The 19,649-nt window shown below is 36.9% G+C and carries 17 protein-coding genes and 4 pseudogenes; 3 read left to right on the forward strand and 18 right to left on the reverse strand.

Going from position 1 to position 19,649, the window contains the following annotated elements; all coding sequences use genetic code 11:
• Positions 1–20 precede the first annotated feature (20 nt).
• Complete coding sequence (locus tag ACFCT9_RS07725; protein ID WP_412518320.1) at positions 21–779, reverse strand: alpha/beta hydrolase; 759 nt, start codon at positions 777–779, stop codon at positions 21–23.
• 185 nt (positions 780–964) lie between these two features.
• On the opposite strand from ACFCT9_RS07725, the gene ACFCT9_RS07730 reads away from it, so the two are divergent.
• Complete coding sequence (locus ACFCT9_RS07730) at positions 965–1,990, forward strand: HoxN/HupN/NixA family nickel/cobalt transporter (protein ID WP_412518322.1); 1,026 nt, start codon at positions 965–967, stop codon at positions 1,988–1,990.
• 101 nt (positions 1,991–2,091) lie between these two features.
• Here ACFCT9_RS07730 and ACFCT9_RS07735 read toward each other — a convergent pair whose 3' ends face one another.
• From ACFCT9_RS07735 to ACFCT9_RS07785, 11 genes are all read right to left on the reverse strand, one after another.
• Positions 2,092–2,418 (reverse strand): branched-chain amino acid transporter permease, encoded by a 327-nt coding sequence (locus ACFCT9_RS07735; RefSeq protein WP_412518323.1) that lies wholly within the window; start codon positions 2,416–2,418, stop codon positions 2,092–2,094.
• A 1-nt stretch (position 2,419) separates the two neighbouring features.
• Positions 2,420–3,124: an AzlC family ABC transporter permease gene (locus ACFCT9_RS07740; RefSeq protein WP_412518325.1), complete on the reverse strand. Its 705-nt coding sequence runs from the start codon at positions 3,122–3,124 to the stop codon at positions 2,420–2,422.
• A gap of 70 nt (positions 3,125–3,194) precedes the next feature.
• Complete coding sequence (locus tag ACFCT9_RS07745) at positions 3,195–3,593, reverse strand: acyl-CoA thioesterase (protein WP_412518327.1); 399 nt, start codon at positions 3,591–3,593, stop codon at positions 3,195–3,197.
• Positions 3,594–3,665: 72 nt separating this feature from the next.
• A complete protein-coding gene (locus ACFCT9_RS07750; RefSeq protein WP_412518329.1) occupies positions 3,666–4,226 on the reverse strand; it encodes a GNAT family N-acetyltransferase in 561 nt (186 codons plus the stop codon).
• A 153-nt stretch (positions 4,227–4,379) separates the two neighbouring features.
• The gene (locus tag ACFCT9_RS07755) at positions 4,380–6,122 is read right to left on the reverse strand and encodes a pyruvate oxidase (RefSeq protein ID WP_412518330.1); all 1,743 of its coding nucleotides are present in this window, start codon (positions 6,120–6,122) and stop codon (positions 4,380–4,382) included.
• A 105-nt stretch (positions 6,123–6,227) separates the two neighbouring features.
• Complete coding sequence (locus ACFCT9_RS07760; RefSeq protein ID WP_412518332.1) at positions 6,228–6,914, reverse strand: LrgB family protein; 687 nt, start codon at positions 6,912–6,914, stop codon at positions 6,228–6,230.
• Positions 6,911–7,297 carry a CidA/LrgA family protein gene (locus ACFCT9_RS07765; protein ID WP_412518333.1) on the reverse strand — a complete coding sequence of 129 codons (387 nt, stop codon included), beginning with the start codon at positions 7,295–7,297 and terminating at the stop codon, positions 6,911–6,913. The genes ACFCT9_RS07760 and ACFCT9_RS07765 overlap by 4 nt, the downstream gene beginning before the upstream one ends.
• Positions 7,298–7,777: 480 nt before the next feature.
• Positions 7,778–8,659: a cidABC operon transcriptional activator CidR gene (cidR, locus tag ACFCT9_RS07770; RefSeq protein WP_412518334.1), complete on the reverse strand. Its 882-nt coding sequence runs from the start codon at positions 8,657–8,659 to the stop codon at positions 7,778–7,780.
• A gap of 134 nt (positions 8,660–8,793) precedes the next feature.
• Positions 8,794–9,978: an ABC transporter permease gene (locus ACFCT9_RS07775; RefSeq protein ID WP_412518335.1), complete on the reverse strand. Its 1,185-nt coding sequence runs from the start codon at positions 9,976–9,978 to the stop codon at positions 8,794–8,796.
• Positions 9,975–10,655, reverse strand: coding sequence for an ABC transporter ATP-binding protein (locus ACFCT9_RS07780; protein ID WP_412518337.1), 681 nt, complete (start codon positions 10,653–10,655; stop codon positions 9,975–9,977). The genes ACFCT9_RS07775 and ACFCT9_RS07780 overlap by 4 nt, the downstream gene beginning before the upstream one ends.
• Positions 10,652–11,773 carry an efflux RND transporter periplasmic adaptor subunit gene (locus ACFCT9_RS07785; protein WP_412518339.1) on the reverse strand — a complete coding sequence of 374 codons (1,122 nt, stop codon included), beginning with the start codon at positions 11,771–11,773 and terminating at the stop codon, positions 10,652–10,654. The genes ACFCT9_RS07780 and ACFCT9_RS07785 overlap by 4 nt, the downstream gene beginning before the upstream one ends.
• 260 nt (positions 11,774–12,033) lie before the next feature.
• Between ACFCT9_RS07785 and ACFCT9_RS07790 the strand changes: the two genes are divergently transcribed.
• Entirely contained in the window at positions 12,034–12,654 is a 621-nt protein-coding gene (locus tag ACFCT9_RS07790) for a YIP1 family protein (RefSeq protein WP_412518341.1), read from the forward strand.
• Positions 12,655–12,782: 128 nt separating this feature from the next.
• Positions 12,783–13,616, forward strand: a complete 834-nt coding sequence (locus ACFCT9_RS07795; protein WP_412518343.1) for an alpha/beta hydrolase — start codon at positions 12,783–12,785, stop codon at positions 13,614–13,616.
• Here the strand turns inward: ACFCT9_RS07795 and ACFCT9_RS07800 are convergent.
• The 6 genes and pseudogenes from ACFCT9_RS07800 to ACFCT9_RS07825 form a co-directional block, all read right to left on the reverse strand.
• Complete coding sequence (locus ACFCT9_RS07800; RefSeq protein WP_412518345.1) at positions 13,613–14,125, reverse strand: methylated-DNA--[protein]-cysteine S-methyltransferase; 513 nt, start codon at positions 14,123–14,125, stop codon at positions 13,613–13,615. The genes ACFCT9_RS07795 and ACFCT9_RS07800 overlap by 4 nt on opposite strands.
• Before the next feature lie 133 nt (positions 14,126–14,258).
• Positions 14,259–14,393 (reverse strand): annotated as a pseudogene (locus ACFCT9_RS07805) (LPXTG cell wall anchor domain-containing protein); the annotation flags it as partial.
• 531 nt (positions 14,394–14,924) lie between these two features.
• Positions 14,925–16,340, reverse strand: a pseudogene (locus ACFCT9_RS07810) (SdrD B-like domain-containing protein); the annotation flags it as partial.
• Positions 16,332–17,633 (reverse strand): annotated as a pseudogene (locus tag ACFCT9_RS07815) (SdrD B-like domain-containing protein); the annotation flags it as partial. The pseudogenes ACFCT9_RS07815 and ACFCT9_RS07810, both read right to left, overlap by 9 nt.
• 315 nt (positions 17,634–17,948) lie before the next feature.
• Positions 17,949–18,641 (reverse strand): Ig-like domain-containing protein, encoded by a 693-nt coding sequence (locus tag ACFCT9_RS07820; protein ID WP_412521634.1) that lies wholly within the window; start codon positions 18,639–18,641, stop codon positions 17,949–17,951.
• An 831-nt stretch (positions 18,642–19,472) separates the two neighbouring features.
• A pseudogene (locus ACFCT9_RS07825) lies at positions 19,473–19,616 on the reverse strand (YSIRK-type signal peptide-containing protein); the annotation flags it as partial.
• Positions 19,617–19,649 lie beyond the last annotated feature (33 nt).

Consider the following 19,649-nt stretch of genomic DNA (forward strand, 5'->3'; position numbering starts at 1 on the left):
TTGTTGTGTCTTGCTGAATATTAGTCCTCTCTATTTTCCATCGATAATTCAAAATCTAACCAATTTACAACATCTGATAATAACATACCGCGATATGAATTAACATTTAACAACTCATGATCCAAACCATCATAAATTCTTAATGATTTATGTGTGGTATTCGCCTCTTTAAAGAATTGAATCGCATCATCAGAACTTACAATGCGGTCAGAACCCCCATGCAAGATTAATACTTTATCTTCAAACTTAGAAAATTCAATATTCATCTCTTGTAAAGTCTGACGAAATGCTAAAATTCTCTTATGTTTCTCAATATCCGCTTCTTCACTTTCATCTTCCATTTCTGCTGAAATGTCATCACGAAAGACAGGCTGTCCTGTAGGCGATAAACCTCCGGCAGAAATATATCCTTGTACAGCATGCGGATAACGTATACCAAATAGCGTAGCAATCGTACCACCTACACCATGACCTAAAATAAATATTTTACCTGTCAATTGTGCTTTGACATAATCGACAACCGCTTTCAAATCTTCTACAACAATTTCTACATGTTCATCCAGATTTTTATCTCCTGGTGTTTTACCATGACCTCTTTGGTCATAACGAATAACATTATAATCGTACTCATTAAAGAGTGCCGCCACACCATCGTAATCATCTAATTCTTCTGATAAACCTTGTACAATAATCAAATTAGCCACAGGCTGCTCGCCTAGCGTAATCTTGCTGTAGAGATTCACATTATCAAACGAAGAAATATAATCAATATCTGACACAGCTAAAACCTCTCCTTCAACCGTCTTTATTCTCACTTACCCTATGCATTTTGAAAATCACATATTAATTCTTCAAACATATTATCGTTTTTAATTTACTAAATCGTTTATCGGTATTAAAATAATAACGTTCATTCATAATCGTATTATTAGATTGACCAAATTATAAAAACAACAGAAAGCAGATGACACTATTTAACAACAAGACAACACACTTCAAAGACATGCTTCCTTACTTATGCATTATTATATTGTTGCACCTTATCGGTGGTGCTTGCCTATGGATAGGCGGACAAGCACACCCTATTTTATTGGGAATGGGTATCTTAGCATACACACTTGGTTTACGTCACGCCTTTGATGCCGACCATATTGCGGCAATTGATAATACTGTTCGTAAACTGATGCAAGAAAAGAAAAACCCAACCGGTGTCGGTTTCTATTTCTCTATCGGCCACTCCAGTGTCGTATTCATTATGGCACTTTTACTTGGTATTTCCGTATCCTGGGCACAAACACAAATGCCCGTCTTTCAAGCTGTTGGCGGATTAATTGGCACGATGGTTTCTGGATTATTTCTATTACTCATTGGTATTTTGAACGCAATCATTTTAATTTCACTCATTCGTTTATTCATGCGCTTGCGTCATAAACCCGTCTCTAATGATGAGCTCGATCATCTATTAGCATCCAGAGGTCTGATTCAACGCTTTGTAGGCCCTTATTTTAAATTCATCAACCAAAGTTGGCATGTATTGCCCTTAGGGTTTCTCTTTGGATTAGGTTTCGATACCGCTAGTGAAATTGCGTTACTCGCATTATCGTCTGGTGCTGCGCAACAAGCACTGCCGTTTACTGGCATCATTGCACTACCGATATTGTTTGCGGCAGGTATGAGTTTATTGGATACCTTAGATGGCGCATTGATGAAGTCAGCCTATCATTGGGCATTTCTAAAGCCAGTGCGTAAAATTTATTACAATATTACCATCACAGCCATTTCCGTTATCGCCGCATTATTAATTGGTGCTGTAGAGCTCCTTCAAATGATTGGCGAACACTTCCAATCGCATAGTCCTTTTTGGAAAAATATTGCGGCAATAGAGTTCGATCATCTCGGTTATATACTCGTTGGTGTTTTCCTAGTCTTTTGGCTACTATCTGTAATTGTATGGAAATTCAATAACTTCGAAGAACAACAATTGAGATAGTATACAAATCCAACCACATCATAACAAATCTATATCTCGACCTAAAACAAAGCAATCCTCACGCCTTCTCATAATCACTTGAGAACGTTTGAGGATTGCTTTTAAAATACAAATTGAACCAATAACATGTATACAATCGTACCGCCTGCAATTGAAATCAACATATTTCGCTTAATCACATGTAAGATTACGATTACGACAATCGCAATGAATTCAGGTAAGCCATGATTGCCTGTAAGCACCGGCGTTTTACGCAAGGCATAAACAACCAAGAAACCAAATACTGCTGCGGGCAACACTGCACCTAAATACTGCACAAATTTTGGTGTTTCTTTATCTTTAGAAAAGATTAAGAACGGCAAGAAGCGTGTCAACATCGTTCCAACAACGACAACCGCAATCGTTAAAATTTGTTGTGTCAATATCATATTATGCCACACCCTTTCTTGCGAAATAACCTCTAAACAATGTCAATGCTAGGACAATTAAAATCATGGAAGGCAAAATAAATTGATTAGGTCCGAAAATGATTAAACAAATCACAGGTATAGTTAAACCAATGAGTGAGCTGACATGATTCTTTTCTTTCAACCAAGATTCTAAGAAAATAACCACAAACAATGCGACCATCACAAAATCTAAACCCTTCGTATCAAATTTGATGAAGACACCGAATAAACTGCCGATGGTCGTGCCGAAAAACCAATAAAATTGATTTAAAAGCGTGACATAAAACATAAATAGCGTCTTATCCACATTTTTAGGCACATTCGCCATATTATTAATAACAAATGTTTCGTCGCACATACCAAATATTAAGTACGGTTTATACTGTCCTGTTCCTTTAAAACGATCCAACATAGAAATCCCATAAAATAAGTGTCTGGAATTCAGCATAAGTGTCAACACAAAGACACTAACTGGATTAAAGGGGACCAGCAATAAACTCCCTGCCACGAATTCCATCGAACCTGCAAAAATGAGTAAACTCATTAACATCGCATATATCGGGGGAAATCCTAATGAATGCATATAAATACCATAAGCAATTCCAATAAATGAAAAGCCCGCAAAAATTGGAATTGTTTGAGGAAATGCTGCTTTTAAAGCGTTTAAATGTGGATGTTCTGCCATGACTATCAAGCCTCTTTCTATGTATATGAAAATCTTCGAAAAACAACTGTTTTCGAAGATTAGTAGTGATTTATAAAATCTTGAATGCATCAGGAACAGGGACGATTTTTTGTTGTTCTAAATGATAAAACCCGCCATACTGCATTCCTTGGCAGTGTACTTGGTCACCTGTACTGATTTCGAATTCAAAAACCCACTTCATACGGCTGACTTTTGTGAGCCAGCATCTGCCAATGGGTTTGTCATGGATCGTAATCGGAATCTTATAATCAATTTCTGTATGCATCAGAATTGCTGAAATACCTTGTTTCAACATTTCAGATATACTTAGATGTCGATTCACAAACTTTGTTCTTAAGTCTTCAAACCAACGCACATAAACAATGTTGCTGACGATACCCATCGCATCAATGTCATAATTGTTTACTTCAATTTCAGTTTCTGCCACTAATTTACGTTCACTCAACACCAACAACTCCTATCTATCTTAATGTCATCAGTATAACAATCTTACATTAAAGTTGATAAGTGTTATCTTAACTTACATTGAATTTTGTGTGTTAAATTCATGTTTGAGCAAAGCATATCTATGAAAATCTTCAAATTGTCCGCGTTCAAATGACTCGTCTTTTTCTGTTCCTACAAACTGGAACTTGGCACGTTCTGCGACTTTTTGACTCGCTTTATTTTTAGTATTGATATGCAGTGACAACTTATTTAAATCTAACGTATTGAAAGCAAAATCGCATACTTTATTTAAACAGCGTGCAATGATTCCTCGCCCATTATATTGACTATGCAACCAATAACCTATATATGCCTTCTTATTATCGTGATCGATTTGCTGTATATCAATCGTACCGACTACTTCTCCTTGATAATAAATGACAAACAAGCGATGGATACCTTCAGCTTGTTTGTTTAACATTAACTGAATGAATGCTCTTTCATCTTTAACAGCTAAAGCATGGTCAATGAATGGCAAATACGTGGATAGAAATGCCCTATCTTCATCAATGAGTTGAAATAATGGTTCTGCCATAAATATCTCTGGTTGCGCCAGTTTAATATCTTTATCTACTTGCAGTTCAAATATATCCATCCATACCAACTACTTTCATTATGTATTTTTCATGAATAATTAGATTATAGCGGAGTTGACAGAATATTTCAATATCATTCCGAAGCAAAAAAAGACGAGTAATGCACGATGCACTACTCGTCGAAATTACATATTTAGTTCATTGCTTAGCAATTATAAGAAACGTTTAGCTGCTACTGAAAGTGGTGGGATTTCTTCAAGATCTAATTTTTTATCTTCAGTAATAGATCTGTAAGCCCATTTAGCATAGTTGATTGCTTCATCCGGTACGATTTTACCTGGAAGTGGTGCAGCATTTGGATCAACGTGTACGTTTACGATTGTTGGGCGTTTTTCGTTTAATGCAGCTTCTACTACAGTATCGATGTCTGCTGGATCTGTTAATGTGTAGCCAGCACCGCCACAAGCTTCAGCGAATTTAGCAACATCCATATCTGAGAAGTCGATAGCGTATTCTAATTCACCAGCTGCTTGTTGTTCGTATTTGATGAACGCTAATTGTTTGTTGTTCATTACGAAGATTACCATTGGCATATTATATTGAACTGCCATTGCGAAGTCTTGCATTACCATTTGGAAAGCACCGTCACCGGCAATACCGATAACTTGACGGTTAGGGAATGCTACGTTAGAAGCAATTGCTCCTGGTAATGCGCAACCCATTGTACCTAACCAGCTTGAAATAATAAATTCGTTGCTTGGTTTAAGGCTTAGGTAACGTGTTGACCATACTGTTGAAGTACCAACGTCAATTGAGAATACAGCATCGTTGTCTGCTTCTCTGTTGATTGCTTGCATTAAGTGTTCTGGACGGATTGGGAACGCATCGTTATTAAGGTCTTTTTCCATCCATTCTTTCCAAGTTGCCATGTTATCCATAGCTTCTTTTAAGAATTTACGGTTTTTAACTGGTTTAACAAGGTCAGTTAATTCAGTTAAAGCAATTTTAGCATCACCGATAATACCAGCGTTTACTTTGAAACGGTGACCGATTGCACTTGGGTTCACATCAATTTGGATTGCTTTGATGTTTTTCTTAGGAAGGTAGTCAACATATGGATAGTTTGTACCTACCATGATTAATAAATCGGCATTTTGCATTGCTTGGTATGCAGGTTTTGTACCGATTTTACCAATGTTACCTAAGTTGTATGGGTGGTCATCTGGAATGATTGTTTTAGCTGGTAAAGTAATGATTGTAGGGATTTGTGCTTTATTGATTAAAGCTTCTACTTCAGGACCAGCATGTTTTGCACCAGTACCCATTAATAATACAGGTTTTTTAGCTTTATTGATTAATTTTGCAGCTTTTTTAACTTTAGCTGTGTTTGGTGCTGGGATTGTTGGGCGTTTTTTATTTACAACTTTGTTTGTTGTGTCTTTAACTTTCTTAGTTAATAAGTTATTAGGCAAGATTAAAGTTGCCACACCTTTTTTCTCATATGCAGTTTTGATTGCTTCGTTTACAATACCGAAGATATCATCATCTTTTTCTGAGATTTGACGGTTGTATACTGAAACATCATCACATAATGATAATAAGTTTGTTTCTTGGAATGCTTTAGTACCAAGTAAGTTACTGTTTGATTGACCTACTAATACTAATTGTGGAACGCCGTCCATTTTAGCGTCATACATACCGTTTAATAAGTGGATCGCACCTGGACCACCGATTGCTAATGATACCCCGATTTTACCAGTAAGTTTTGTGTAAGCTGCAGCTGCTAAGCTTCCTACTTCTTCATGACGAACATGATAGAATTTGATTTGTTCACTTACTGTACGTAAACTATCAACAACTGCGTCGATAGAGTCACCTGGGATACCATATAAGTGATCAATATCCCATTGTAGTAAAGCTTCTACAAGTGCTTGATTTGCTTTAATTTTTGCCATTTTAAAAATAGCCCCTTTCTATTCATTAAAAAAGTAACTGTATTCAAACTACCCTTTAGTTAGTGTTTGATATGTCGTTATGCAAATGAGTCTGTATATATAAATCTAATAAAAAAGAATAATCAGGATAGGTAACAGCACTGAGCTGATTACTGCAGTCAAGATCATACCGATTGAGCTGAATGCACCTGATTCTAAATCTAATTCCAAGGCTTTAGCTGTTCCGAACGCATGTGATGCATTTCCAAATGCAAGCCCTTTTGCAATGGAAGTTCTGAAGTTCCCCATACGCAACAGCAACGAGCCGAGCATACTGCCAATTAAGCCAGTAGTAATAATAAAGAGTACTGTAACTGTATCTGCACCGCCCATTTGGTGAGATACTTGAATACCAACCGCTGCTGTGATGGAACGAGGCAATAATGTGACAATTTCCTCTTTATTGAAGCCTAAAATCTTCAACGACGAGTAAACTAACACAAAATTGAGTAATACGCCAGTCAATACGCTTGTAAAAATAATATTGAAGTTCTCGAATATTTTATGGCGATTGATATAGAGCGGATAAGCTAAACACACAACTGTGCAGCTCAACAGATAGTTGATCAAGTGACCGCCTGCCATATAAGAACTATAATTCTGACGGAACAATAGTAACACGATTATAATTCCGATTGAAGCAACTAAGGCTGGATTTAAAAACGGGCTAGGAAATCTCTTGTGCAGCTTCTTCGCTGCTAGATACATTACTACTGTGAGCAGTATCATTACGATGTCTTTTAAAATAATCATGATGTGTGACTCCCCTTACCACCATGGCGTCTTCTAGCCATCTTCTCAGCAATTAGCCCAGAGACGTAAGCGACAACTATCGTTCCGAGAATGATGACGCCGAAGAACACAATAAAGTTGAGGTGTATGTTACCTATGATATCCATTACACCAACGACAGAAGGAATAAAGAAAAATACCATCGTTGTTAACAAGAAGTTGGAACCCGCTTCGACCCATTTGACAGGTATAATTTTAAATTCTAATAGTAGGAAAAAGAGTCCTAGGCCGACGATACTTCCAGCTAATGGAATATGCAAAAGGTGTTGAAGGGTGTTACCTAAATACGTGATGCCCATAATCAAGAAAATTTGGAAGATAATCTTTAAAACTTTCGATGCCATAAGCTAACACCTTTCTTTAAAAAATAAATGTATAAATGCCATTTTCAAAACGATTCTGGTGTCTGAATCTAGTGTCCATCACGATTTATACACATTCTTTTGACTTACATTCCTTATTCTATGACAATTCTGTGTATAATAAAAATATCGATTTTAGATAGTACCTATTACTTTTTTCTATGAAAGCGATAACATCTATTATTTTTCTTCCACATATATCTTTTTGTTACTTCCAATCCTGTTCCATAACGTATATACCCCTTTCTGACAGTCTTAACAATAAATTTACGCGCATACAAAAACAGCTGTCCGTTTTAGCGAACAACTGTCTTGATTTCTGTTAAAGGCTATTGAAAATATGGTGTATAACCTAAGATATGCTGTTTTAAGTACGACATCATTCGTTTTCTAATGCATTATGACATTATGGTGAACAATCTTCACAATAACAATTCACCATCCATATGATGCTGACCTGCTTTACATCGTCAACGTTGACTTCATGTAATCAATATATTCTCTCGTCGCATAATTAATATACTTTTCCTTTTTCCAGATAACACCTAGTTGCCATCTCATTGCGGAATCGTTGATTTTGGCACTATGAATCGGCCCTCTCAACATTTTCACAATATTTTCCGGCAAGATACTGACCCCTAAGCCTGCCGTTAATAAGTTTTCAATGAAATTCCACTGTGAAATTTTGGAAATTGTCTTAGGCACAAAGCCTGAGCGTTTCGCTGTTTCAATAATTTTATCGTTTAAATAGAAATCTTCATTGAACAAAATGAAATCTTCATTGGCCAGCTCATGCATTTCTACCATTTCACGCCCCGCAAATGGATGAGTTTCACTGACTACCAATAAGATATCTTCTGTATAGAGCGGAATGGATTCAAAAATGGCACTATCTACTGGCAAAGTTGTAATCCCGATATCTATTTCATTATTGATAATTTGAGATTCAAGCGCCTTTCCGCCATTCTCAACTAAATTATAAGTAATATTCGGATACATTTGGTGAAAGTTTCCTAAGGTATCAATGAATTTATTCATATTCATGACCGCTGATAAGCCAATACTGATATGTCCCGCTTCAAGTCCTTTAAGTTGATTCACTTCTTTAGGAAGATTTTCAAATAAATTCATAATTTCTAATGATTTTTTGTAAAAAATTTCTCCACTGTCCGTCAAAGTCAGATGACGTTTGCTGCGATCAAATAATGAACTGCCTAATTCATTTTCCAAATCTTTAATCGCCTTACTGATTGTAGGCTGTGCGATATAAAGTTCTTTAGAGGCATTTGTCATACCGCCATGTTGTACAACTGCAATAAAATATCCCATTTGTTTAATATCCATGTTTGTGCCCCTTCTCTATCCATACTTATTTATCAAACTTAACATATACAACCATTCTATAATATCTATAACAGAAGTGCTATATATGCAGAAAACAGACCAATGAATGTCATGCATTCTTGGTCTGTTCTTTATTATTTAATAATATCAATCAATTCTTTTTTAGCTGCTGCACGTGCTGGTATCCAACCAAATACCACTCCGATTAAAGTAGAGACTCCAACTGCTAATAGCACAGAACCTAAACTTACAGCACTCTTAATATAGTCAGGTGTAACTGCATCAACAAGCGAAGCAACACCTATTCCTAATATTAAGCCAATAATGCCGCCAATCAAACATAGAACAACACTTTCAACTAAGAACTGGATTTCAATGTCTCTTGCTTTGGCACCGAATGCACGTCGGATCGCAATTTCTTCTGAGCGTTCTGCAACGGAAATATACATGACATTCATCACACCGATACCGGCAATGAATAAAGAAATCCCCGCAACCGCAGCAACAAAGTACGTAATTCCATCAAATATTTTAGTGATACCTTTCATCATTTCTTCCATATCAGAATATTGATAGCTGCCTGCAGCTTGTCCGCTTCCTTTTTTCGATAACACCTTCGCCACACGTTCTGCAACTTCTTTTTTCTGATGTCCATCTTCAATCTTAAGTTCTAATTGCTCAAAATCTTGTGTTAGATTGGGTAAGTAATGTTCAAGCGTTTGCGTCGGCATATGCACGACATTATTTTCAAAGCCATCACCCTGAGTAACACCGACAATCTTAAATCCTTGTCCATTGATATAGAGTGATTCTCCTACTGCTTTTTTAGAACTATCAAATAGATTCTCAGCTAATTTACTATCAATCGTTACGACCTTATTTTCAATCGCATTATCACCTTGATTAAAACCGTGGCCTTCATCTACATCTTTAAATTGGTTCTTCGCATAAATATTAGCGTCGCCATTTTTTCGTGAATTGGTCACTTTAGCAGAAAATGCCTGGTCTTTATCTTTTTTAATCTGTGCTTTTTCTACACCTTTTTCTCTTTCCGCTAATTGAATATCACTCGGTGAAAAAGGGTCTGTCTTAATATCTGCGTCCATTGACTGCATAAAGCTAATCAAAGCTGTATCTTTTGATGCACCTGAATCTGAAAATTGTTCACTTGCGGTCTTTTTAAAACCATTACCTAGTGCCATGATAGTAATCACTGCCGCAATACCAATAATAATACCAATCATCGTAAAGATATTACGCCGTTTATTTTTCATGATTGAACGCAGTGAAACCATGAGTATATTAGAGAACCGACTCATGAAATCACCTCTTCTTCTTGAATACGTCCGTCTAAGATATGAAAGATGCGATCCGCTTTTTCAGCGACTGCTCTGTCATGTGTCACCATAATCATGGTTGTATTTTGTTCTTGATTCAGACGGATAAATAAATCCATAATATCTTCTGATGTTTTAGAATCTAGTGCACCTGTAGGTTCATCTGCGATAATAAATTTCGGCTGATTTACAATAGAGCGCGCAATCGCAACACGTTGTTGTTGACCACCGGATAATTTATTGGGCACAAAATTTTCTTTGTCGTAAAGCCCTACATTATGCAGCGTATCAAGGACGCGCTGCTTACGTTCTTGACTATTAATCCCTGCATAAACTAATGGAATACTAACATTTTCTAACACTGTATTATTTTGAATCAGCTTAAAGTTTTGAAAGACGAAACCGACTACTTGATTTCTAATTTCTGCCAACTGATTATCTGAGCTTGTTTTATAACTTTGGTTATTAAACAAATACTCGCCTTCATAACCTCTATCGATAAATCCGATGATATTGATTAAGGTACTTTTACCTGAACCAGAAGGACCCATAATAGCGATAAACTCACCTTCGTTTATTTCCAAGGAAATATCTTTTAAAATATGGTTGACTTTATCTCCATTTTTAAAAGAACGATTGACGTTTTCTAACTTAATCATGATTCCACCTCAATCTTGTCTCCCTCTTTTAGAGAAGATTTAGGATTTTGAACTAATCGTTCTCCTTCTTTTAATCCTGATTTAACGTATATAGAACCTTCTTGTTTTTCTATTTCAATTTTGCGTTTTTCCACTTCATTTTGTTTGTTAAGGACATAAACAGTGTGGTCTTTACCTAATACGTTTTCAGGAATTTTAATTTTGTCAGTCGCAACTGAAGCATCTAATGATAGACCTGCACGTACCGGAGAAGATAAATGGCCAATCAATACATTATATTTAGAAGCATCATTCGCACTGTCTTTACCTGACACATCATTTGCGACAGGATTAGAAGCTTGTCCTGCACCTTCTTCTTCAGAGCCTGAAGCAGCACCACTAGAAGCACCACTCATCGCACTTTGATTCAGGCTATCTTCATAACTCGTAGGAAGCTCAGATATTTTAAGAATCTCACCCGTGCCTTTATCCCCTGTACTATTTACTCTATATTCTATTTTCTGTCCTTCTTTAATTTTGTTTAAGTCATATTCTGTGACTGTCGTTTTAATTTGAGGATCTTTTGAAATGAGTTGGAGAATCGTTTCACCATCATTTGGGAAATCTTCTTGTTTAATCTCAATTTTTCCTGCGAAAGCCGCAAATAAGCTGTCATTAATTTGTTGGTCAAGTTGATTTAATGATTGGTTCGCTTTGTTTAAATTGTCTTGCGCTTCTGACAACTGTGCATTGGCTTGTTCATCATTTGGTGCACGATTGACACTTTCTTGGGCTTTTTGTCTTGCACTTTCTGACTGATTGACTTTATCTACTAAACTTTGACGTTGATTCTGGCTCGTATCATAACTGATGATTTGCTGGCCTTTTTCTACATCTTGGCCATTTGTGACAGTTGTATTGATATATGTACCGATAGTTGAATTATTTTGATAAGATTTAACTGTTTCAGGAGAAGCCTTCCCTTGCATTGTTAGTGGGCTTTCCTTTTTAGCCTTGTAGACACGATATGTATTTTCCTTGTTAGAGGTGCCTCCGGCATTTTTTACAATAATTGCGATAATAAATAATAATAAGATTGCCGCAATGATTAAGATAATCCATGTCATTTTCTTTTTCACACGCATTTTCTCTCCTATCCATTAATTTTAAACTCACATCTGCATAATATCACAACTTAAAAATAAATAAATACCTTTACAGTAATAAAATTAGACTTTTATAATCTTTAAAAATTTCTACTAATATGACCAAACATCATTATCAAGGCAATCCAATGATACGGTTAACAATGAATTTTTTTATTATTTATAGAAAAACCATTTATTAAATTTAACGATTATGATACGCTTTGATTAAATTCATACATAAGGAGCAGCATATGGAAAATTCTAATTTATTGTTAGGCAATACTTTCAGCAAATTCAGAGAACGTCCAAAATGGATACTTAATTTAATCATTTGGATTGTCGTTGTGATTGGTTCACTATGGTTGACTTTCACTTTTAGTGATTGGACAGAAGTCCTGAAACAAACTAATCCTGATGTAAATCAAGCACAAGTTGAACAAGCTAAATCGTTTATGGGTCCTATAACAATCATCGCAGGCTTCTTCACACAAATGTTCTATTTACTCGCAGCATTTTTAATCGTATGGGCAATTGCACGTATCTTTAAATCTGATGTGAAAAAGAAAAGCATTTTTGCAGGAACATTATTCGCATTGTTAATCAGCTCAATCGTTGCACTGATTGTTTTAGCGATCCAAGTTATTGTTGGTTTAGATATTGTGAATGTTTCTATTACAAGCTTGAACATCTTCGATCAAGGTAATAAAATACTTGGCGTATTTAACTTACAAACATTACTTTCTGGTTATTTATTTGGCCTGTTACTGTATAAAACTTGTAAGTTATCAGGAAGAGTTTCTATTATTTTCGGTATTTTGTTAGTTATTATCACAATGGGCTCAGGTTTAATTGGCGCATTCGCAACTTCATAATTACTCCACATTAAGAAAGAGGGAATGAACATAAGCGTCATTCCCTCTTGTTTATTATTCGTGTTTCTTTGTAAGAAAGCTTAAACTATATACAAGATATTTATCAATTTTCATACATACAGAAAGTAGTGATTCAAATCGAAACGCAAACTAATACCATCCAAACACCAGATCAATTTCAACTTAACATCAAAATACATTTATCAAAACAACAGACCAAAGGGATCATCCTTTATTATCATGGCGGCGGTTTAATTGCCGGTTCCCCCCATGATTTATCTGATGAAGTGATTCAAATACTCACACAACATTTCCATTTGGTTGAAGCACCCTATCGATTGGCACCTGAATCTAAAATTGAAACAATCATGAACGATGCTTTTTTAGTCTATGATCACATCAAGACAGCTTATCCTAATTTACCTATATTTACTTTTGGTCGCTCTTCTGGTGGTTATTTAGCTATTCAAATAGCATCAGAGCGTCCTGTTAAAGGGGTTCTTGACTTTTATGGTTATGCGCAAGTACAACTACCTGAATTTAAATTACCACATGAAGTATTCAAGAAGAAAACGGCCCATCTGAATACAGCTATGATTAACATGATGGTTCAATCACAACCGATTACAGAAGGACCGATTCAATTTCGCTATCCTTTATATTTGTATACAAGAGGTCAAGGCATTTGGTATGAATATGTTGAAATTCAAAATGCTGAAAGCCCTGAACTAAATTTAAATCATCATGATTTGAATCAATTACCTCCAATATTCATAGCTCATGCTAAAAGTGATATGGATGTGCCATTTAGTGAAAGTGAAAGATTGGCTCAACATGTTCCACACTCAAAATTAATTACCGTAGACAGTGATGAACATGATTTTGATCGTACATTTAACACAGACACACATACTATCTATTTACAAGCTGAACAATTCTTACATAATTGTTTAGAATTTTAAGTTATAAATTGATTTATATCATGATGTTCACATTCTAATAAATAACGTTTTCTGTCTAATCCACCGCCATATCCAGTCAGTTTGTTATGGTGGCCCACTACTCTGTGGCAAGGAATAATGATAGAAATCGGATTACTGCCAACAGCCCCTCCTATAGCTTGCGCAGACATTTTCTTCTTACCTCTTACTTGCGCAATTTTTTGTGCTATCTCACCGTATGTTACTAATTCACCGTAAGGGATCTTCACCAGTTCCTTCCAAACTTGTTCTCTAAATTCTGTACCAGAGGCATGATATTTAAAATTAATTTCTGGGTTTTCCCCTGTAAAATATTGATCTAACCAATCACTGACTTGTTTGAAAACTGGAACTGAATCTAAATCTACTTTATCTATATGCGGGTCATCTTTATTGATTTGACCTTCATAATATAATCCTGTCAATACATCGTCTTCACACACAAGTGTTAACGTTCCAATCGGAGACTGATAATCGCTCATTTTTGTCATTTAATCACCTTTTTTCTTTGTTTTATCTATTTAAACGCTGTGAATTCATTGATTACTTCTATTATGTAAGAAAAAAGAACACACCTCAAATTAGATGTGTCCCAAAAATCGTCTGAGATTTTTACAATTAATCTTATTGTTTATCTTTGTTGTCTTTACGACGTTTACCGAATAATAAGATTGAACCAAGTGCTGCGAACAATCCACCGAATAATGTCGCATTATTTGTATTATCTGTTTCACCTGTGTCAGGTAGCGCTTCTTTCTTTTCTTTAGAAGGTTGCCCTTGTTTTTCAACTGATGGTTGTTCCACGTTCGGTGTTGGTGTAACAGATGGTACAGTTGGTTTTTCAGGTGTTCCTGGTTCTTCCGGTGTTGTTGGCTCCTCTGGAGTCGTTGGTTTTTCAGGTGTTCCTGGTTCTTCCGGTGTTGTTGGCTCCTCTGGAGTCGTTGGTTTTTCAGGTGTTCCTGGTTCTTCTGGTGTTGTCGGCTCTTCTGGAGTCGTTGGTTTTTCAGGTGTTCCTGGTTCTTCTGGTGTTGTCGGCTCCTCTGGAGTCGTTGGTTTTTCAGGTGTTGTCGGCTCTTCTGGAGTCGTTGGTTCTTCCGGTGTTGTCGGCTCTTCTGGAATCGTTGGTTCTTCCGGTGTTGTTGGCTCTTCTGGAGTCGTTGGTTCTTCCGGTGTTGTTGGCTCTTCTGGAGTCGTTGGTTCTTCCGGTGTTGTTGGCTCTTCTGGTTTGTAGAAGCCACTATCGATTGTTTTATCATCTGCGTTGTCAACGATTACAGTTACCGTTTTACCATCTGAATCTAATGCTGGATGACCTACATTAGGTGTTGTCGGTTCATAACCTTCCGGTGTTTCAAATGTAATTGTATATTCACCATTCGGTAAATTTGCGAACTCATAGTTGCCATTCGCATCTGTTGTTGTCGTTACTGTTGAGCCATCTGGTTTTGTCAATGTAACTGTCACGCCAGGGATACCTGGTTCATTTGAGTTTTGGATACCGTCTTTATTTGTATCTTCCCATACTTTATCCCCAACTGTGTAAGTTGCCGGTACTGGTGTTGGCTCAACTACTGGTTTGTAGAAGCCGCTGTCGATTGTGTAGTTATCCGCATTATTGATCGTTACTGTCGTTGTTGCTCCATCTGAATCAAGTGCAGTGTTTCCTACATTAATCAATGTTGGTTCGAAACCTTCAGGCGTTTCAAACGTAATTGTATAGTCACCATTTGGTAAATCTGTAAATTCATATTTACCATCTTTATCTGTAACCGTTGTGATTGTTGAACCATCTGGTTTTGTTAATGTTACTGTTACACCTTCGATGCCTACTTCGTTTGAGTTTTGGATACCATCTTTATTGCTGTCTTCCCATACATAATCACCTAAGTTATATGTCGCTGGAACTGGTGTCGGCTCAACTGTTGGTTTATAGAAACCACTGTCAATTGTTTTATCGTCGCCGTTATTAACAGTAACTGTTGTTGTTGTTCCGTTTGAATCCAATTCCGGATTGCCAACGTTTGGTGTTGTCGGTTCGTAACCTTCCGGTGTTTCGAATGTGATCGTGTAGTCACCGTTCGGTAAGTTTGTGAACTCGTAGTTACCCTTTTCATCTGTTGTTGTCGTTACTGTTGAACCGTCTGGTTTTGTCAATGTGACTGTCACATTTGGAATGCCCGGTTCATTTGAGTTTTGAACGCCGTCTTTATTTGTATCTTCCCATACTTTATCCCCAACTGTGTATGTCGCTGGTTCTTGTGGTGTTTCTTGTACTGGTTTATAGAAGCCTGAGTCGATTGTTTTATCGTCGCCGTTATTAACAGTAACTGTTGTTGTTGTTCCGTTTGAATCTAATTCCGGATTGCCAACGTTTGGTGTTGTCGGTTCATAACCTTCCGGTGTTTCGAATGTGATCGTGTAGTCACCGTTCGGTAAGTTTGTGAACTCGTAGTTACCCTTTTCATCTGTTGTTGTCGTTACTGTTGAACCGTCAGGTTTTGTCAATGTGACTGTCACATTTGGAATGCCCGGTTCATTTGAGTTTTGAACGCCGTCTTTATTTGTATCTTCCCATACTTTATCCCCAACTGTGTATGTTGCCGGTACTGGCGTTGGTTCAACCGTCGATTTGAAGAAGCCGCTGTCAATTGTGTAGTTGTCTGCATTATTGATCGTTACTGTTGTTGATGCGCCGTCTGAATCCAATGCTGTGCTGCTGCCTTGGTTCACTGTTGTTGCTTCATAACCAGCTGGTGCTGTGAAGTCAACTTTGTAATCGCCGTTTTCTAGACCTGTAAATTCATATTTACCTGTCGCATCTGTTGTTGTTGTCACTGTTGTACCGTCTGGTTTTGTTAATGTGACTGTTACACCTTCGATACCTACTTCATTTGAGTTTTGAATACCGTCTTTATTGCTGTCTTCCCATACATAGTCGCCTAAGTTGTATGTTGCCGGTACTGGTGTTGGTTCTTCAGCCGCTGGCTTGAAGAAGCCGCTGTCGATTGTGTAGTTGTCTGCATTATTGATCGTTACTGTTGTTGATGCGCCGTCTGAATCCAATGCTGTGCTGCTGCCTTGGTTCACTGTTGTTGCTTCGTAACCAGCTGGTGCTGTGAAGTCAACTTTGTAATCGCCGTTTTCTAGACCTGTAAATTCATATTTACCCGTCGCATCTGTTGTTGTTGTCACTGTTGTACCGTCTGGTTTTGTTAATGTGACTGTTACACCTTCGATACCTACTTCATTTGAGTTTTGAATACCGTCTTTATTGCTGTCTTCCCATACATAGTCGCCTAAGTTGTATGTTGCCGGTACTGGCGTTGGTTCTACTACTGGTTTATAGAAACCTGAATCAATTGTATTATCATCAGCATTATTGATTGTTACTGTTGTACTTGTACCATTTGAATCAAGCGCTGGTAAATTACCTTGATTTACTAATGTTGATACATAGCCAGCTGGTGCTGTGAAGTCAACTTTGTAATCGCCGTTTTCTAGACCTGTAAATTCATATTTACCCGTCGCATCTGTTGTTGTTGTCACTGTTGAACCATCTGGTTTTGTTAATGTAACTGTTACACCTTCGATACCTACTTCATTTGAGTTTTGAATACCATCTTTATTGCTGTCTTCCCATACATAGTCGCCTAAGTTGTATGTCGCAGCGACAGGTTTATAGAAACCTGAGTCAATTGTTAAATTGTCTGCGCCATTAATTGTCACAGGTACAGCTAAGCCATTTGAATCTACTGCACCATCTGTTCCAGCATTTTGAACTGTTGGTACATAGCCAGCTGGAGTAGTAAATTCAACAGTATAATTTCCATTGCTTAAATTTGAGAATAGATAGTTACCATAACGGTCTGTTACTGCAGTATTAATGATATTCCCATTAGCATCTTTAAGTGTAACTAACACGTTCGAAATTGGTGTTTCACCAATATCTTGAATTCCATTTTGGTTGTTATCTTCCCATACATAGTCACCTAATCTGTAAGTTTCAACAGTTCCATCTCCTGTACCTGAACTGTTTTCAACTACAAAATTGCTATCCCAGAAGAAACTTGCTCGGTTCCCATATTGGTCCGTAGCATCTAGAGTTGCTCTAGTTGTTAAATCTGAACTATATGTTGGGTCGAATTTTGAATCCATAACTACAACATAAGGTGTATCAATAGCACCAAAATTAATAACCATATCCCCGGCTGCATTTGTATAAATACTTCCGTTATTTTGGAAACTTGGGGCTAAGTCTGTATAGCCAGCAGTATTAAAATCGTAACTATCCGTTAACTGACTAGGATCTGGTACTTAATAAATATGGAAAGTTGTATAATCAAAACCAACTAATGCATTACTATTAGAATCATTTGGTCCAATAGTAAGAACCGCTCTGCTTAAGTTTTCATCAGCAGGATTGACATATACCACATTAGTAAAATCATTTGTTGTATTTGTTGCATCAACATTTGTAATCATTGAGCCAATCGTTGCTGGATAATTACCATAGTTGTGTTTATCATACGCGTATGTGATTTGAGTATTAAATGTTTCACCAGCTAAATTATAATTTAACGGATAAGTTCCTGCTTTTTGTGCAGTATCACGATCAGCAAATTGCGCTAAACTAAAGCTTTCTGAAATATTTTCTTTATCATTAACCCAATCAGTGAACGTATATGTTAATGTTTTAGTTGTTGTATCATAGACACCATCAGCGATTACAAATCCAGAAGGCGATTTTAACTCTGTTGTAAATTGATTGTTGGCATTTGTGTAATCTAATTCTCCATCCATATTTGCATACGTTGGCATTTGTACTGTGAAATAATCACCAGCTTTTACCGCGCCATTGACTGTATAGTTTGCATCTAAACGGAAGTTACCGTTTTGGTTAGGGTCAATAGTAGTTTCTGAAATAGTAGGATTTGAAATCGTAACTAAATCATTTACATTTGTTCCTGAAGTAGCTGCTAATGTTGCAAAGGTTGTTGGTGCTGACATTAAACTAAATGTACGTAAACTTGGTGTTGTTTCAGCAGTTGTTTGAATTGTATTTGCATCTTTATTGTCAGAAGATTGTTGCAATAATTTGTATGTTGCTAGTTCTGGTGAGTCAGCACTTGTAACGCCTGCCTGTGTTGCTAAATCATTTGCTTGTAAAGATGTATCTTGAGTAGTACTTGTAGTTGCGTTTGAATCAGCAGCTGTAACAACTTGTTGAGTCGGTTCAGTTGCTGAAACTGTACTTTGATTAGTACTTGAATCAACTGTAGACTTATCAACCGTTTGGTCAGTTGTTCCTTGAGACGTTACAGGTGCGTCAGCTGTTTGAGCAGACGTATCAGTTGAAGTACTTGTAGTACCTGCTGATTTTTCTTGTGTTGATGTACTTGGTGCTTGTGTAGAAGTCGTAGGCGCATCTACTTTGTTTGAAGTTGATGATTGTGAAGATGTATCTGCACTTGATTTTTCTTGTGTTGTAGAAGCTGTTGTATTAGCTGAATCAGATGATGTTTGTGTTGATGTATCTTTTGTAATACTTGCTGTATCAGTTGAAGATGCAGATTGTGAAGAAGTGTCTTGTTGAGGGGCATCTGATGCGGTGCTTGTATTAGTTTCATTAGTAGTTGTATTTTGTTCTGGTGCTACAGTTTCACCAGTTGTTGGTGCGTCTGCAGTTTTTGTATCAGTTTGTGGTACTTGTTGGTCAACCGTTGGGTCAACTGTATTTGTTTGTGTTTCTTGAGTTGGTGCAGTCCCTTCAGTTGGTTGTGCTGCCGGATCACTTGTCGAACTACCTGACGTTTGGTTGCTTGAAGAGTCACTCGTTCCTTCTGCAGCTCTTGCTTCATTTCCGATTCCGAACAACAAAGTTGCTCCAACGATGATAGAAGCTGTGCCTACAGTAAAACGACGAATCGAATATTTGTTTTGACGTCTTGCGTCAAACCCTCGCGAATGTGAATTATTTCTCATATTAAGATATAACCCCTTTCAAAAATTAAAAAT

This window comes from Staphylococcus simulans, from assembly GCF_047037175.1.
GTDB classification, from domain to species: Bacteria; Bacillota; Bacilli; order Staphylococcales; family Staphylococcaceae; genus Staphylococcus; species Staphylococcus simulans_C.

Bases quoted from the DNA above. Each gene is read 5' to 3' on its own strand.
- ACFCT9_RS07730 (WP_412518322.1), top strand. From the start codon at position 965: ATGACACTATTTAACAACAAGACAACACACTTCAAAGACATGCTTCCT.
- ACFCT9_RS07735 (WP_412518323.1), bottom strand. From the start codon at position 2,418: ATGATATTGACACAACAAATTTTAACGATTGCGGTTGTCGTTGTTGGA.
- ACFCT9_RS07740 (WP_412518325.1), bottom strand. From the start codon at position 3,124: ATGGCAGAACATCCACATTTAAACGCTTTAAAAGCAGCATTTCCTCAA.
- ACFCT9_RS07750 (WP_412518329.1), bottom strand. From the start codon at position 4,226: ATGGATATATTTGAACTGCAAGTAGATAAAGATATTAAACTGGCGCAA.
- ACFCT9_RS07755 (WP_412518330.1), bottom strand. From the start codon at position 6,122: ATGGCAAAAATTAAAGCAAATCAAGCACTTGTAGAAGCTTTACTACAA.
- ACFCT9_RS07760 (WP_412518332.1), bottom strand. From the start codon at position 6,914: ATGATTATTTTAAAAGACATCGTAATGATACTGCTCACAGTAGTAATG.
- ACFCT9_RS07765 (WP_412518333.1), bottom strand. From the start codon at position 7,297: ATGGCATCGAAAGTTTTAAAGATTATCTTCCAAATTTTCTTGATTATG.
- cidR (WP_412518334.1), bottom strand. From the start codon at position 8,659: ATGGATATTAAACAAATGGGATATTTTATTGCAGTTGTACAACATGGC.
- ACFCT9_RS07775 (WP_412518335.1), bottom strand. From the start codon at position 9,978: ATGAGTCGGTTCTCTAATATACTCATGGTTTCACTGCGTTCAATCATG.
- ACFCT9_RS07780 (WP_412518337.1), bottom strand. From the start codon at position 10,655: ATGATTAAGTTAGAAAACGTCAATCGTTCTTTTAAAAATGGAGATAAA.
- ACFCT9_RS07790 (WP_412518341.1), top strand. From the start codon at position 12,034: ATGGAAAATTCTAATTTATTGTTAGGCAATACTTTCAGCAAATTCAGA.
- ACFCT9_RS07800 (WP_412518345.1), bottom strand. From the start codon at position 14,125: ATGACAAAAATGAGCGATTATCAGTCTCCGATTGGAACGTTAACACTT.
- ACFCT9_RS07820 (WP_412521634.1), bottom strand. From the start codon at position 18,641: ATGTCAGCACCAACAACCTTTGCAACATTAGCAGCTACTTCAGGAACA.